This window comes from Bradyrhizobium sp. 153 (assembly GCF_023073835.1).
In the GTDB taxonomy this organism is placed as follows: Bacteria; Pseudomonadota; Alphaproteobacteria; order Rhizobiales; family Xanthobacteraceae; genus Bradyrhizobium.
In genome coordinates this window covers 1-15,397 of the sequence record NZ_JADPKH010000095.1, presented here as the reverse complement: position 1 = coordinate 15,397, position 15,397 = coordinate 1, and the positions used below count along the sequence as shown (strand labels likewise).

At 61.2% G+C, this 15,397-nt stretch carries 13 protein-coding genes and 1 pseudogene; 5 read left to right on the top strand and 9 right to left on the bottom strand.

From position 1 onward, the window contains the following. Window positions 1-1,116 precede the first annotated feature (1,116 nt). Both IVA91_RS24405 and IVA91_RS24400 read right to left on the bottom strand, forming a co-directional pair. Window positions 1,117-1,914: a tetratricopeptide repeat protein gene (locus tag IVA91_RS24405; protein WP_247421112.1), complete on the bottom strand. Its 798-nt coding sequence runs from the start codon at window positions 1,912-1,914 to the stop codon at window positions 1,117-1,119. Between the two features lie 23 nt (window positions 1,915-1,937). Further along, window positions 1,938-2,558, bottom strand: coding sequence for a FecR domain-containing protein (locus IVA91_RS24400; RefSeq protein ID WP_247421109.1), 621 nt, complete (start codon window positions 2,556-2,558; stop codon window positions 1,938-1,940). A 301-nt stretch (window positions 2,559-2,859) separates the two neighbouring features. Here IVA91_RS24400 and IVA91_RS24395 point away from each other — a divergent pair, with 301 nt between their 5' ends. The 3 genes from IVA91_RS24395 (at window position 2,860) to IVA91_RS24385 (ending at window position 6,122) form a co-directional block, all read left to right on the top strand. Next, window positions 2,860-5,076, top strand: a complete 2,217-nt coding sequence (locus IVA91_RS24395) for a VCBS domain-containing protein (protein WP_247459383.1) — start codon at window positions 2,860-2,862, stop codon at window positions 5,074-5,076. A gap of 284 nt (window positions 5,077-5,360) precedes the next feature. Beyond that, window positions 5,361-5,591: a hypothetical protein gene (locus tag IVA91_RS24390; protein WP_247421114.1), complete on the top strand. Its 231-nt coding sequence runs from the start codon at window positions 5,361-5,363 to the stop codon at window positions 5,589-5,591. A 276-nt stretch (window positions 5,592-5,867) separates the two neighbouring features. After that, window positions 5,868-6,122, top strand: a complete 255-nt coding sequence (locus IVA91_RS24385) for a low affinity iron permease family protein (protein WP_256464882.1) — start codon at window positions 5,868-5,870, stop codon at window positions 6,120-6,122. 652 nt (window positions 6,123-6,774) lie between these two features. Here the strand turns inward: IVA91_RS24385 and IVA91_RS24380 are convergent. From IVA91_RS24380 to IVA91_RS24365, 4 genes and pseudogenes are all read right to left on the bottom strand, one after another. Next, window positions 6,775-7,169 (bottom strand): annotated as a pseudogene (locus IVA91_RS24380) (transposase); the annotation flags it as partial. Window positions 7,170-8,661: 1,492 nt separating this feature from the next. After that, a complete protein-coding gene (locus tag IVA91_RS24375) occupies window positions 8,662-9,129 on the bottom strand; it encodes an ABC transporter substrate-binding protein (protein ID WP_253075129.1) in 468 nt (155 codons plus the stop codon). A 163-nt stretch (window positions 9,130-9,292) separates the two neighbouring features. Next, entirely contained in the window at window positions 9,293-9,625 is a 333-nt protein-coding gene (locus tag IVA91_RS24370) for a hypothetical protein (protein ID WP_247459381.1), read from the bottom strand. 182 nt (window positions 9,626-9,807) lie between these two features. Further along, window positions 9,808-10,665: a GNAT family N-acetyltransferase gene (locus IVA91_RS24365; protein WP_247276066.1), complete on the bottom strand. Its 858-nt coding sequence runs from the start codon at window positions 10,663-10,665 to the stop codon at window positions 9,808-9,810. A gap of 542 nt (window positions 10,666-11,207) precedes the next feature. Between IVA91_RS24365 and IVA91_RS24360 the strand changes: the two genes are divergently transcribed. Beyond that, on the top strand, window positions 11,208-12,101 hold the full coding sequence (locus IVA91_RS24360; RefSeq protein ID WP_247276067.1) for a hypothetical protein: 894 nt from the start codon (window positions 11,208-11,210) through the stop codon (window positions 12,099-12,101). A gap of 268 nt (window positions 12,102-12,369) precedes the next feature. On the opposite strand, the gene IVA91_RS37220 is transcribed toward IVA91_RS24360, so the two are convergent. Further along, window positions 12,370-12,534: a GreA/GreB family elongation factor gene (locus tag IVA91_RS37220; protein WP_346015528.1), complete on the bottom strand. Its 165-nt coding sequence runs from the start codon at window positions 12,532-12,534 to the stop codon at window positions 12,370-12,372. Further along, the gene (locus tag IVA91_RS37215; RefSeq protein ID WP_346015527.1) at window positions 12,501-13,283 is read right to left on the bottom strand and encodes a GreA/GreB family elongation factor; all 783 of its coding nucleotides are present in this window, start codon (window positions 13,281-13,283) and stop codon (window positions 12,501-12,503) included. The genes IVA91_RS37220 and IVA91_RS37215 overlap by 34 nt, the downstream gene beginning before the upstream one ends. 526 nt (window positions 13,284-13,809) lie before the next feature. On the opposite strand from IVA91_RS37215, the gene IVA91_RS24345 reads away from it, so the two are divergent. Continuing rightward, on the top strand, window positions 13,810-14,319 hold the full coding sequence (locus IVA91_RS24345; protein ID WP_247276069.1) for a septal ring lytic transglycosylase RlpA family protein: 510 nt from the start codon (window positions 13,810-13,812) through the stop codon (window positions 14,317-14,319). A gap of 439 nt (window positions 14,320-14,758) precedes the next feature. On the opposite strand, the gene IVA91_RS24340 is transcribed toward IVA91_RS24345, so the two are convergent. Next, window positions 14,759-15,109: a hypothetical protein gene (locus IVA91_RS24340; RefSeq protein WP_247418714.1), complete on the bottom strand. Its 351-nt coding sequence runs from the start codon at window positions 15,107-15,109 to the stop codon at window positions 14,759-14,761. Window positions 15,110-15,397: the final 288 nt, after the last annotated feature.

The window sequence follows — 15,397 nt, the reverse complement described above, 5'->3', positions numbered from 1 at the left end:
CAACTTCAAGATGAGCCCCTTACATCGCGCAAGTCAAATGACGAATGAGGCAAATGCTGCGACCTTGGTGGGGTGCTTGTCGGCGATGAATTTCGCGGTTGTCCCAGCGGGAGTGATGCCGTGGCGTGCAGGACAATCAGGTACTGTTCTTCGGGGCCGCTACGGGTCTTGGTTGTGTGCAAACGGATAGGTCGGCACGCGGCCGTGGTCGCCCATCATTGCGGGCGGCCGATGTTGTCCCGTCGGATCGTCCAATAGCGGCCAAAGTGGGTATCACGACGCGGTATTGCGCTTTTGGACGCACTTTCCGGCCTTCAGGAGGCGCGGCTGGCGAGCGTCGAGGTCGCGTAGCTGCCGGCTTCCTCCAGGCTCTTGAGCCCGCACCCACGCGCAAGCGCTGACCGTCGGTGTAGACGCCAGAGTTGTCGATGATCGCATCCATGCGGCCGATCGCATTGATCTGCTCCGCCGATGGTTGTGGTCTCGGTGGCGCTACGGAGTTCGCCGACGACGATCCCCGCAGTCCGCGACGCGGGATCGCCCTACGGTCGCGGCGGGATCGATTGATCGAGGGTGCAGCTAGCTAGACGTCACCGGCCGGATCACATCGAAGTCGTCACGAGAGAAGGTGCCATCCTCTCGCTTTGACTTGTCGATGACGGAATATGTGGCCGGTCACTCTTCAGACGGCCCATCATGGATCGACCTCGCCGAGACTCGCGTCAAACACAACGGAATCACCGTTCGAGGTCTTGCTCAACCGAGTTCTACAACAAAACCCGCCGAGAGCCGACAGGCTCACGACAGCTGGACGGGATCGATAACGTCAGCCAATTCCTGCGATGCGACGGATTGCGAAGTGCCCTACCCTTCCCCGGCCTCTCTCAGCGGCCGACAAACTGTAGCTTGCCACCGCAGCTACTCACGCGGCCGTCGGCTCCCTGCCGAAAGCTGAAGAGTACGCAATGCCCGGCTAGAACCAGTCGCAGTACTGATACGGTTCCCAGTCGACAACTCACTCCCTTTGCGACCAAAGCTCATGAGTGAGCCAAACTACCATCGGCGCGAGCCTCGCGAGGCGATGGTCTTCTCGGAGGGGCATGCATTGAGGACGGATTACCGCACGCCGTAGCGCGCGAACTCGTCGGCGATATCGCCCCGGACAGCTTTCGCGGCCGCAACGTCGGCTTCTCCTGAAGCGGTCTCGCCGCGGCGGATCTTCGCCCGGCCCCGGCCGTACAGCGCGGCGGCGAGCGTGGGGTCGATGCGCAATGCGGCGTCGTAGTCGGCTATGGCCGCATCGATTCGTCCAGCCTTGAGGTGGGCGAGCGCGCGGGAATCGTAGGTCGCGGCCGTATGCGCGCCCGACCTGATCGCCTTGTCGCAGGCTTCCACCGCGCCCTGCGGGTCGCCCGTGCTCGCCCGGGTCCAGCAAAGGCCGCTCCAAGCCCCCTCCATGTCGGCATTCAGGCGAGTCGCCGCGGCATAGTCTCTTTCGGCGCGTACGAGATCGCCCTTCTTTAGCCAGGCCTCGGCGCGGTTGACGAAGGCACCGGGGTAGGTCGGCTGGAGGGCGATGGCCCGGTCGAAATCCTCCATCGCCGCGTCGTAGTCGCCCGTCCTCAGTCTTGCCGCGCCGCGGTTGTTGATAGGCTTGGCGAAGGTCGGATCGATGCGGATGGCCGCGTCGAAGTCGGCGATGGCGCGGTCGTAGTCGGCCTTGGCCGCGTAGCCGATGCCGCGGTTGTTGTGGGCGACGGCCATGGCCTGCGGCCCGCCACGGCCGGCCGCGATGAAGGCCGAGCAGGCCTCGATCCTCCGGTCCGGCGACGAGGTGGCGTTGCACAGCTCGACGTTCCGGAATTGACTCTCCGGCTTCTGCGCCGACGCGGGGACGGCCAGCAGCAGGATCATAACTGGCGCCGTCCGGACGACCTTCAGCATCCCCGACAGACGCCGAGAGCGCGGTCGACCCTGCCCTGCCGGGGAGGCGCAACGGCCGGACCGGCCTTCCGCTTCATGACGGCGTCCTTACCGTCCTCGATCAAAGTGGCGAACTTGACCGTGCCGTCCTCGGAGAGCTCGATATTGGGCGTGGTGCCCCGGATCCCCAACGTCGCCACCGGGGTGTCCACCTTCATGCTGCCGGTCTTGGCGACGCTGCCAGCGACGAAGGTGAAGGTGCCTCTGGTCAAGCTGATCAGGGTCGAATTGTGGTTGCCGTCCGGATCGTAGACGAACTCGTTCATTTCCATGCTGGCGTTGCTCGACAGACTGAAGGAGCTGCCGTCGGCGAAATTGATACCGAGGCCGCCGTCGGCGCCGGTCCTGACGACGTCGCCTCGATAGACTGGATCGCCGAGCTTCGCTCCGGCCCTGTCGTCGGACAGTCTCGCCTGCACGACCGCGGCATCGATATGCTCGATCGTTGCCTTGCCGGCGACGGTCACGACCTTGCCGATCGGCTTGACCTCCTGCGCCCAAATCCGCGCAGGCGGACACGCTACCGCCACGAGCAAAAGGCCGAGGAGTCCTGCAACCGTCCTTTGTCCGCGCATGCGTCCGCTCCCGTCCGTGAAGAGCCCGCTTTCACCCCTGCGGAATAATGGCAGAGCCGCGCCCGGCGCACCACATCGCACGTTGCGACTATCGTTTTCAGTCGTGGGGGACGGCGGTCCTGACCGCTCCGGACCAACAAAAGAGCGCATTTACGCACACCGAGTCAACAATTTGTGAAGGGGCCTCGGGACGACAAAGCGTAGGCTGGCGTCGAACCGGAAACCTCGGCGAGTGGCGACTTACACTCGGTCGATCGGTCCGGCCGCGTCGGCGGAAGCGGCAGCATGCGAGGCGTTCAGGATGTCGCTCGCACGTGTCTTCAGCGGTCTTTGGCCGGCGCCGGACCAACGCAGTCCGGCGTCCGTCCGCGGCCAGCGTGCAAGGGAGTCGGCGGTCGTCGCGGGACTCGGATGGGCCGGAGGGCTGTCCTTCCTGACGTTGATCCTGTCGGCGATGAAGGAGGCGTGGGCCGCCGATCCCGATCTCGCCTTGTTCGACGACGCCTCCATCACTTACAAGGGGTTCGAGCATGGCACGTTCGAACTCGTCACGAAGGAGGCGGTGCCGCGGCATATCATCGTGGACGATCCCGGGCAGACGGTCATCCTCAGCAGGACCGGATCTTCCGTCGGCTTCGCGCAGGTCGCCAACAACGCTTCGCGAATGGAGGACCTGCAGAACCAGCAGCAGGACGTGCTCGCCAATTACTCGAAAGACCATGGCCCGGGCGGATCCGGCACGCCTCCGGGCGAAGCGGTCGATCAGTCGCCGCACCCGATCGACTTCCAGCCGCCGGACGGGCCCATTCCACAACATGCCCTTCCCGGGCTGGTGGTGCCGGCCAGTTTCGCGCCGGATGCGCCCTTGATCCATTCGCCACCCACGCTGACACTCGGGTCGGGCCCCGTCGAGGTCGACACGGTCGCGTTCGACGAGTTCTCGGCGAGCAGCGGCAGCTTCTCGGCCGCGAGCTTCGGCTCCGGCGCGACGCCGATCTTTGGCATCGCGGGCGGCGCGGTCGGCCCCTCCACGTTCGCGGGCGCAAGCTACGACGTCGAGAAGGCAGGCTCCTTCGGAATCCTGTACTTGAACAGCGCGACCGGCGCCTACGCCTACGTGCCGAACAACGACGCCATCAACGCGCTGAAGGCGCCGAGCACTGACAGCTTCACGATCATGGCGTCTGACGGCTTCGCCTCAGCGAGCCAGACCTTCACGGTCGAGATCGCCGGCACCGACGACGCGGCGGCGATAAGCGGCGAGACGGATGGATCCGTCGCGGCGGGTGCCATGACCGCCGCCGCAATCGTGGCGGCGTCCATGGCACCCGACGTCCCGACCGCGACCGGCACGCTCACCGATACCGACGTCGACGATCCGGCCAACACGTTCACGGCGGTGAACTCTCCGCATACCAGCGACAAAGGTTACGGTAGCTACACGATAACGGCCGACGGGCACTGGACGTACGCGCTGGATCCCGCCAACGCCGCGGTGCTGGCGCTTGCGGCATGCCAGAACCTGACCGACACGTTCACGGTGACCACCATCGGCGGCACGCCGCAGGTCATGACGATGACCATCCGGGGCGCCGACGATCCGGCCGTCATTTCCGGGGACACCCATGGTCGCGTGGTTGAAGCGGGCGGGGTCCACAATTCGGCGCAGGGCGTCCCGACCGCGTGCGGCCTTCTGACCGCCACCGACGTCGACGGTCCGTCGAACGCGTTCGACCCCGTCAAATGTCCGGAGCCGAGCGACCACGGCTACGGCAGCTTCACCATGACCGCGGACGGGCACTGGACCTTCGCGCTCGACAACGGCAATTGCGCGGTGCAGGCGCTTAACGCAGGTCAGGCGCTGACGGATGATTTCACCGTGAGGGCAGCGGACGGTACGGCACAGACGGTGACCGTCACGATCGAGGGCAGCAACGACGCCGCGGTCGTCTGCGGCGATACTTGCGGACGCGTGACCGAGCGGAGCAATTCCTGCGACCCTCCGCCACGCGCCAGCGGCACCTTGTCCGACAGGGACGTCGACAATCCCGACGACACCTTCACAGCGACAACATGTCCGCAGGCCAGCGACAACGGCTACGGCAGCTTCACGATGACCACCTGCGGCACGTGGACCTATGTGCTCGCGCTCGACAACCCCGCCGTCCAGGCCCTGAGGCCTTGCGACGCGCTGACCGACACTTTCACCGTGACCACGATCGACGGCACGCCCCAAGTCGTGACCGTGGTCATCCAAAGCGTCGGGGACCAAGGCTTACGCGAGCAGGCCGAGTCCGCGTTCCATTTCGAGGCGGGTGCGGAACAGCAGCATGCGAGCCTGACGGCGCCGGTGGTCGTTTCCTCGGCCCCTGTCGCCGCGCTCGATCCGGAGGACGATTCCGCCGCGACCGCATGGCCCCATCCGGCCGATGCAGCGGCGGATGCTTGGCGTTTCGGCGAGCAGGAGGTTGCTGGCCAGGGCCTACACCTGCCCTTCCAACAAGATCTGATCGTCTGAGGCTCGCCGATGCCTTCGTTGCCTCCGGGCGGCTTTGCGGATGAAGAGGTGCGCAGCAAATCAACTCCACGACGCGCCTAATTGAATACTGTATGATTTAGCTTGCCGCCGGTATCGTATACCGAGGTCGGCCGGATGCATGCGCTTTGATATGGGCCCCGCGCCACGACCTGTGGGCGTCGTTGGCATACGAATGCCGCCCCACTAAGCAGGTTGGCGACCTCCATGCCGGTGCCCGCTGCGCGGAAACCGGCATGCAAAACCCGAGGCAGCTTGAACGGTTGATGACGTGCGGAAGATGCTATGACAAGGCAAGCAGACGACGACGCGAATTCCTGAAGATCTGTGGCAAGTTTGCCGCCGTGACACCTCCGGCCATAGCGCTCCTGCTGTCGACGTCCTCACGTCCAATCGCAAGGTCTGGCGCCGCGCCGGCCGGCCCTCATCGCAACAACGGCTATGGTAATGGCGGCGCCGACGGCAGCCCAAAGGCGAAGAGGATGCAAAGAGGATAAAGACCGCTGATTGCCTGTGGGGGCGAAACCGGCCTGGAAGGCTTTACCTGCCAAGTTTTCCGGATGCCTTACCCAAGGCACATCCCTGTCGGCCCGAGCTGTTATCATAGCCCCCGGAGCTGGGGCCATTTCTGTTGGACAGCCGGCGCCCTGACATACAACCGCTGGCGTAGCTATCTCTTGCGCATGCCCACAGTTTTTGAGTTCTGGGTAACGGGCCAAAGCCGTGCCGGCTGGACCTGATGGGTCCACGAAGTGAAGCACGACGGCCGTCGGATGCTAGTCATCCGGGCGAGCGATCGGGCCGCGTCCTACCCCGGAACGGCGCCGACTGGACTAAGCGCTACTCTCGCGACCTGGGGAATGACCCTCGTGATCCAGCGCGCCGAGCACCGCGACACGCAGTCCATTCATGCGAAGCTCGACGAACTGCTGAAGGTTCATGGCGATGCCAAGAACTCCCTAATGACTGTAGACAATAAGGACGCTGAGGAAGTCGAGCGGCAGCGAGCACAGGTCCGTGCCTCGTGAGCCTTGGCGGTCTGACTGGCTCGATCACGTTGGATGCTCCTCCCTCGCGGTTCCAGAATTAACCCGCCACCGCGACATCAAGTTTAATTTCAGGCTTTCATTGCAGCGAAGCTAAGGAGCGATAGCTTCTAACGGCCGGACATTGCCGTTAGTCCGGTCCCCAGTGGCGAAGCCGTCGCGCCATCATATTCGACACATTCGACGCGGCGGCTTCGTTTGATTGCAGGCCATTCTATTGAAACAGCACTCAGACGACGGAAAACTTGATCTTATCGAGATGCGTCGGCAACTCACGGCCCTGCGCTCGCAACACTCGGGCAACCTTACGATAGCGTCGCTACTGAACCGCTTCCTCGTGAAGATTGCATTCCTCTCGGAACCTACAGACCCGAAGCACGAACAGTATCTTCGATCTGAGTTTGCACAGACGCTGAAGAAGGTGGAGACGATCATCTCGCGCAGGCCAGCAGCGAAGCGACCGCCGGCCACTAAGCCATCCAAGTAAGGCTAACGATTTGTATCTCGTTGCGCTTGCCAGCGGCCGCGCAGACGCTAGATGCGGTCGCGAAGCGTCCTTGTTCGCGTCCTGGCGCCTTCGCGGCGTAACCGTCCGGTGAGGGCCGCGGGATGATCGCGCGGTGCGGTGGCCCTATCAGGCCGCAGACTGAACAGGGCTGTTCTTCCATTCCCAAGGCAGCAGCTCATTGAGCCGACCTTGCGGGTGCTGGCGATGCGGGCCAAGACGTCCGCCAGCCGGACTTGCGGATCGATGTCGTTGAGCTTTGCCGTCATGATCGGCGTCGCCATGATGGCGACGCGGTCAGCGCCGCGTTCTGAGCCGGCGAACAGCCAGGACTTGCAGCCGAGAGCAAAGCCGCGCAACGCGCGCTTCGCCGCATTGTTTGTCAGGCAGATCCGCCCTTCATTGACGAAGCGAGTGAACCGATCCCGGCGGCGCGGCATGTAGTCGACTGGCTTCGTGACCGATGAGGAGTTCGATAGCCGAGCACGCTGCTCGCGCAGCCACGCTTCCAGCACCGCCAGCAGCGGGCAGCCAAGCGCCATCATCAGAATGAGCGCGCCAAGTCCATTCTCCGGAGCATCGACCAGCACCTCACGACGGACCTGGCGCTGGCCGAGACGTGGCAGCTTCTCAAAGCGCAGTTTAGCAGCGAGCGGGCGGAAGTGTTCTGGGACCGGCCTGCGCGACAGCGGAGTTCGTATGCATCGTCGGCGCTGAGATGCGGCTTCCTAGATAGAGGCAAGGTTCGCTGACGAGAGCTTTTCCTTCGTCGACCGGACCAGTTTTGCGCTCGTGGAGCGCTTGGGGATCACCCTAGTAGCAACGTTCAACCCGAACTTCGAAGTCTACCGGCCCCGCCGCGGTCGCAAGCGGCCCTTCCAGATCGTTACCGAAGGGCATAGCGAAGTCTTCATTGCGCTCGGACAAGCTTTTCTTTGAACGCCGGCCGGTTCACTTGAGCCAAGACGGCGAGCGCCAGACGGTCTGCCCCTACATCCTGGGCCCCGCCGCTGGCGAGGAGCGCGCATTCACGCTCCTGTAGAGGCAAGTTCGAGCACAAAGCGTTCGGCCCAAGCCACGTGGATCTACCCTTAGGTTGTTGATGATCGAGCAGGTTCGTCTCGCGGACAGCCCTGGATCGAGCAAGACTATCCGGGACCGGTGCAAAGATGTGCAGGTGCACTTGGAGGCGACGGGACTAGCACAGCTCAAGGGACAGCTCGGTTGAGGGTCTGAACGGAGACGTCGGCTCATCCCGTCTCAAAGAGCAGCTCTAAAGAAGATTATCTGATTTCACGCCCAGCCGAAAGACCGCATATTAGCCGGAGCGCGGCACTAACAATTCGGCCCTGTGCGATCTTGCCGGTGGTGAAGGCATGGTCAGCAACGATGGCACCTCGCCCTTGGCTCCACCGGCTCCGCTGCCGTCGGGACCGCGTTGTTCGTCGGCTTCACAGCTACTATGGCAGAGTCTGACTTCTCGCGACCGTGCATCATCGGCTACGGCTCCTCGCTTTCCCGATGCGGACCGACGGCTGTTGCCGAGCGGTCGATCGCGAGATCTCCCGGTTCTCGTGCAAGGAGCGTCTGCACATGCCAGGGTCTCTGACCACGCCGGGTCGTCCTGGCGCTCGCGATGACGCGCCTGGATGTGTTGCCTTCCGCTATTTGCACGGCGTCGGCACCCGGAATAGGACTCTTTCGCGGCTCGATGGCTGGCCTATGCGCCCCCCTTGTCAACGCTTCGCCGAAACCCTCGCGGGCAACTGCGCATGACTCGGGGCCGATGTGGATCGCTACTCCTTCATCGTAAGAGACTTGCACTCTCTACTCCTTGCCGGTCTCCCGGCGCTTCGCAAATCTGGTCCGCCATGCCTCACTGAGCGGACCTCGATGAGGTGCGATGGGCCACAAGCTGCCTCGTGCACCGACAGCAACAACTCCCCTGATCGATCACCTCGTCGGCGCGGGCGAGCAGCATCGGCGAGACAGTGAAGCCCAGCGCCTTCGCGGCCTTCAGATGACCAACTCGAATTTGGTCGGCTGCGTAACCGGCCAGTCGGCGGCCTTGGCGCCCTGAAGAATTTTGCCGGTATAAAGTCCAACCTGCCGGTACGCGTCGGCCAAGCTGATCCCGTAGCTCATCAGGCCGCCGGCCACGGCAAACTCTCGGAACTCGTAGATTGCGGGAACGGCGCAGCGCGCTGCCAGTGTGACAATCTGCTGGCGGTGAGCGTTGAAGAACGGATCGGCCGCGACAAGAATAGCGTCGGCATGGTGCTCGGCCAGCATCGCGAAGGCCCTGTCAAGTTCCGGCTCATTGTGTGCCCTTAGAACGTGAATCTTCCGCGCGAGGGTTTGCGCAGCCGTCTTCGCCTCCGTCAACTGGCTGTCGGCGCCGGGGGTGCCCGGATTGACCAGCATGGCGATGGTCGCGGCGTTTGGCACCAGTTCGTGCAGCAGGTCCAGCCGCTTGGCTTCCAAAGAGTTGTCATCACATAAACGCCGGCGGCGTTTCCGCCGGGTCGGTTTAGCCTGACAACGAGGCCCAGCTCGACAGGATCAGTGGCTGAGGAAAACACGGTCGGAATTGTGGTGGTCGCAGCCTTTGCGGCTAGCGCCGAGGCGCCACCGCCGGTCGCTACAATCACCGCAACCTGCCGCCGGACCAGATCGGCAGCCAGCGCGGGCAAGGATCATTGTGATTCTCGGCCCAGCGATATTCGATCACGAGGTTGTGGCCTTCGATAAAGCCGGCTTCCTTCAGACCCTCGCGGAACGCGGCTACGGGGTGGGCGATCGCAGCACGCGACAAGTTGTTGAGGAATCCAATGACCGGTGTGGCCGGCTGCTGCGCGCGTATCGAGAGCGGCGCGACAACGATGGCCGCTCCTATCAAACTTATAAAACACCGGCGCCCAATCATGATCGCTCCGATCGTGTCATTTTCCGATTTCGGCAGCGCGCGGCTTGCCATCATAGCCGCTGAGATGATGGTATCGAAAGGTTGGTGATGTCTGGTCCAGGTCAAAAGCGTTGATCAAGAGCGGGTGAGCAATTTCCGGTCCACGTTCAGGAGCTAACTATCTCGCCGCTAACGTGCGGTTCGGCTAGGGCCAAAGACGGAAGCTCGGCCTGATGCGCGGGGCCGAGGCTCCTTGCTCAATAGAGCACCGAGGGCAGATAAAAGCCCTTAGGCTCGTTGTAGAGGCCGGTCGTCATTAGGGTCATCTGGTGCACTAGTCGGAGGCCATTTTGCAGACACCAGCGGAATAGTTCGCTATTTCGGGTCGGCACCAAAAAGCCGCCGCCGGGAAAGCCCGGAGCAGATCCGATCAGAGCCTTCAGACCTTCGTTGCTCTCGGCGACGGCATGGGCGAAGAACCCGACATCCGTCGCGTAGGCAGTGATCTGGCCGAGATGCACGACGACCCGCGCCGTTCCCGCATTAATCGCGTCATCGAGTTCGCCGCCACGATCATGACCGTGAACCCGATGACATAACAAGTTGCAGGCCACGAGATCGGTCGCGCCGGCCGGACGCACGTCGTACCCCGGCAAGCTGACGCCCAGCGGCGCCCCGTTCATTTTCGAGATCGTCTCGCGGGTGTCAAAGCCGAGCTTGGCGTACAAACACAAAGAACGATTGTGAAATGCGGATTGCAGCAGCCTCACCCCGGCCGCATGCCGATCGCGCGCGCGGTCGCGTGCAGCCTGCATCAATTGGCGCCCAATCGTCGCGTTCTGTGAGGCCGGATCAACTGTGATCGGCCCGAGTCCGGCAATCGGTCCGCGTTCATCGAGAAAGTTGCTGCCGACAACCCTTCCGTCCTTTTCGGCGACAAGCGAGTAGAACCCCGGGTTGGACAGCAGCATCATCAGGACCTGCGTGGCCACCTCCACCGACGGAAAATCCCACGGGAAATTGTGCTCGTCGTCAATCGCCCTGAACGCTTCGAAGCAGATTTTGCCGCAAACGGTGGCATCCGACGGCGCGCCTGGTCGCAGCACGATGCTCATTCGTCCCTCCCCTGCGAATTGCTCTGACGCCTTATCCGAGCCAACAGTTCCGGGGATTTCAAGCTGCAGCTTATTGCTCTCAGCGTAGATTATCCAGAGCTTCGCTGCCTATGCGCCTCGGTCTTCTTCAGAGTACCCAAGAAGGAGTTCCTCCGAATTGTGGTCTACTGTCCGGGTCGGGTCAAAGGCAGCCCTCGGCAGCTTGCAAGACCCTTGGTCGGCTCACCTCCCGGAAGCGGCCGTCGCGGGGTCGCAGCTGCGGGGCTACTTTCTAGCTCGGCATCGAAGTGGATGATGCTTTGGCGATAGCAGAACGGTTGATATCTCAGGGTCAATCGCACCGAAGCGGACTGCCCCGCGTCAGGTCCGTTTAGTTTCCTTGGATGCGATGGCGGGCGTGCTGGATGGGCGTCAATCGTGTGCACGCCGAATAGCAGAGCGCGTCTGGTTTGGTCCAATTTGGAACAAAGGAGATTGGTCCAGGTAATGGTTCCATGGTAATGCGTACAGCGGGCCAAGCAATGGTCACAAAGATTCAGCGAATGCTCAAACGTTTGCCGACGTATGTAGCCGACATCAAGGAAAATCCCCGATGGCTGCCGATGTTTGCACTGGGGCGCGTGATGCTGTTCCGCAACCTCGCATGGAAGTTTACCGCTCCGCCGGAACACATCGATCTCACGAACACGCTTTTCCCGGAACTTAGCGCCGAGCATGTGACGGAGCAGTTGCGGCGAGACGGGCTATTTCAGGGCGTCAGCCTTCCGGCAAACATTACGTCGCAGATCTCTTCCTTTGCCCGACGCACGCCCTGTTTCGGCAATTTCGACCGCAAAATTGAGCTGGTCGCCGAGGAACATCGCCCGATCGAGCTTGCGACCGGGAAGGCCATTGTCACAGGTCACTTCTTCGAACGCGTGCTGGATTGCGAAGCGGCCTGCCGCGTCCAGCAGGATCCGCTATTGTTGCAGATCGCCCAGAACTATCTGGGAGGCGAGGCGCGCGTCACCGCGACGCGGCTCTGGTGGAGCTTTCCGAGCAAGAACGCGAAAGACTACGACCTCCATCTAGCCTCACAGGACCGGTTTCATTTTGATCTCGATGATTGGAGGATGATCAAGTCCTTCTTCTACATCGAAGCGGTAGACGAAAATTCGGGCCCGCATGTCTATGTCGTGGGCAGCCACAGGCAGCGCCTTCTGCGACACCAGTTCACCCTTATGGTCGGCCACCCCTCCGAGGAAATCGAGCGGACCTATGGTCGCGAAGCAATCGTGAAACTGACGGGGCCTGAAGGCTTCGGCTTTGTCGAGGATCCCTTCGGATTCCATATGGGTTCGCTGGCCAAACGCGCGCCGCGCCTCATCTTGGAAATCAGCTTCGGCGTCAGCGAAAAGCTGCACCGCCGTTTCTATGGTGAGCCAGTGATTCATTAGCTCCCAGTTGGCGGTTACGATGTGCGCCGACCCGGCGACGGCGATTAAGCAATTCCTTCGGCTACGGACGACCGAGTTTCACCGCGCGGGCAACGCGCAGTGGGGTGCCCCAGCTCGATCATAGACCGAGAGGGGCCGCCCCCAGAGGTTGGACCTTCAAGCCTTGAAGAAGGTCGCAAGATAGAACACGGCAGCCAAGACGATGGTGATACCGATGACTGTAAAGGCGGCCTGTCTGGTTGAAACGTCGCGCATATCAACGCCTCCTTCAGTTGGACACGCCTAGCACCGTCAAGGACCGCTTGTTGTTGCCCGGCGTTTGAAACTCGATGGCTTGGCCAACCGACAGGCCGATCAACGCAGCTCCAACCGGCGTGAGAACCGAGACGCGCTTCAGCGTTATGTCCGCTTCGTGGGGATAAACCAATACCACGTCCCGGACTTCACGGTCTTGTCATCGCAGTACCGGACCTGCGAGCCCATGCGGACTACGCCGCGCAGATCGGAATTGTCCGCCACCACGCTTGCACGCTCTATCTCCTGTGCAAGGAAATGGGCCACGCGCGGGAAGAGCACCGCGCTCGAACTGGCCAGAGCGTTGAGACGCCTCGCCTCATCCTCTATCACAGCGATGGGCGGCAACACGATTTCAGGTTTGCCTTTGCGATTAGTCTTGCTCATTACCTTCTCTCCTTTCCTAAGCGGCCGATGGTCCCGGATCATTGTCATCAAAGAGCTTCTTGCCCTTGACCTCCGGATTGCTAAACAGAACCCTGACAACATCATTCGGATCACCTCGGCTGAAAGTTCGATCTTGACGACGTTGGTGCGCCCAGCGGTGAAGAAGGGAATTTCGCTTCCGACCTTCAGCCCGACCAACGCTGCACCCAACGGCGACATCACGGGGATTTGGGTTCGCTCGGACGTGTAGTCTTCGGAGTACACCAGTTGCCTTGTCTCGCGGGGGAAGCCCCAAGTGATCCAGAACGTCACCCACGAACCCATGGTAACGATGCTGTCCAATCTGGCTGCGCGATCAGGGACGACTTCCGCACGGTTGATCTCACGCAACAGAAAACGTGCGTCCACGTCGCCTTGATCCGCGCCCGCCTGCGCGAGCCGTTCCAAGCGGCGATGGTCAGACGCCGGAAGAGTCACGTTCGGGAAAAAGGGTTTGTTCACGACATGCCTCCTTGTTTGGGCTTCTCCTCGCGCAAGAGCCACACACCAAATCTGTTTGATGAAGGAAGGGGATAATCCGGAGGGCACCAACTACCGTCCGGCTAAGCTCCTGCTTGGAGCCGTCCGGCGTGCAGGCAACGCCGCGCATTGCGCGGATCGATGTCGAGGACGTGGATCATGTCGCGGCCACCATAGGACCTTCCGCTGTCCATGTAACGCGACTATAGAGCACACACGTCGGGAGAGAGTTGTAAGGATTAGTGATGTCCGTTTGGATCACATGCTGGAGTGAAGAGACTTCACGAATCCGCTCTCCACCTGAAAGCAGACGGTCGTTGGATGGTCGGGCGAGGCAGCTACGGATGACGCTCGGCGCATAATCTGCGCCACAGAGTAGTTCCGACCTACCCAAAAAATCACCCCAAATTGATGACGCTGTTCCGTTGTATGCTGCTCTGCACGCTCGGGAACGCCGCTTGTTAAAAATCATTGATTCGTTGTTTTTTGTCAGTGAGTGGAGTTGATCATGCGTCTTCTGTTTGCAAGAATCGCGATCGCGTCCTTATCTGCTTGCTTGCAGTCTCCGTATGCTTCAGCACAAAACTTCGACGATAGATGGTCTATTATTCCGAAGGCACATGCTGAACCTGCTCCTGAAGAGAAGGAGCAAAAACAAAGTCCTCCTGAGGATATTCAGGCAGGGCCACTATGGACGCGGACGCCAGACGATCTCCGGCCTTCCAAATCGTTCAATAAAGCCTTCACCGGAAAAGCGTCCTTCTATTCTTATACAAAGGGTAAAACAGCGAGCGGGTCGCTCTACAATCGCGATGAAATGACGGCGGCCCATCGAAGTCTTCCCTTCGGAACTCGGGTTCGCGTCACCGACATTGCGAGTAGCAGGTCGGTCATAGTTCGGATTGCAGACCGCGGACCGTGGATTCGCGACCGCGTGCTGGACCTCTCCCTTGGCGCTGCACGCGGCTTAGGAATTACTGATCGAGGTGTGGCACAAGTTCGAGTAGAGGTCCTTTAGGTAAGCGCCGCGCTCTATGTGGCAACAGTCGTGTGCGGCTGTCAGTGGGCGATTCGCCTCGGCAGCTGACGCGGGCAGAACGCTGTGCTGACAGGATAGGGCGCCTTTGCCGACAGCCACTTCGTGCTGAGGCGGAAGCACTGTGGCCGCTTCGTGCTGAAACGGCTGCAGTTGTTAACCGCGTTGGTTGCGTGAGCTTCGAACACGATCGCCTTAAAGCCGATCGTCATTGAAGGCGTGACGCTTCAGGATGTCGGCGAACGCCCACAGTCTTTCTTCGTCGAATGTCTCTTTTGGGGTCATTGGCGTCAATCAGGTTTGACCGTGACTACGGCCGGTTTACCCCAAAGAGCCGACGCAAAAACGGAGATGGGATGTCCGACGCTAGGGGCCACTTGGTAACATCACTGGCTTCCGAACTGAGGCTCCATCAATAGGATTACAACTGCCCGACCTGTTCGCGCAAATGGGTGAGGTTCCGGGTAAGCGCCGCCAGCTTGTGCTCGAAATCATCCTTGATCGGTCCGGCCGGGAGTCGGTCGCGAATTTTGTCGGCGCTCTTCACGGCTGCCTCGAGATGGCCGACGGCGGTCCACAGCCTCGCTTTCGTGAGTCTGTCCAGTTCCTCCGCAAGAGCGCGCTCACCGTCATGGATCTCGAACGGCAATAGCGGCCGACCAGCTTGCTTGAGATGAACGACCGTCCCCATGGCTATCTCCAGATCTATTTTTGGATTGCTGGCGTGATTGTTGAATATGCGGCGCTGAAAATGACTTGAAGTTGTGTGCACGTGATCCAGTAAATTTTTTGGAAAGGTTTAGGTGAAGTATTCGGGACCGCAATTGCGGATTGCATATTTTTTGCTTAGCCCGCCTAAGATTCGAGCTGTTTGGATGTCCCTGGAGTCTGCATCCAGCAACGACCGCATCGGGCCATCACCGATAAGCTCGGAAGGAGCATCTGATTTCTGCTTCGCTTCCGATTCTGTTGAAAAAGGCAGCTGTTGCGACGCAGAGATATCAGTGATTCAGTCTGTCTAATTGGCAGGACTGAAGATCATGATGGGGCATCGGCAAGT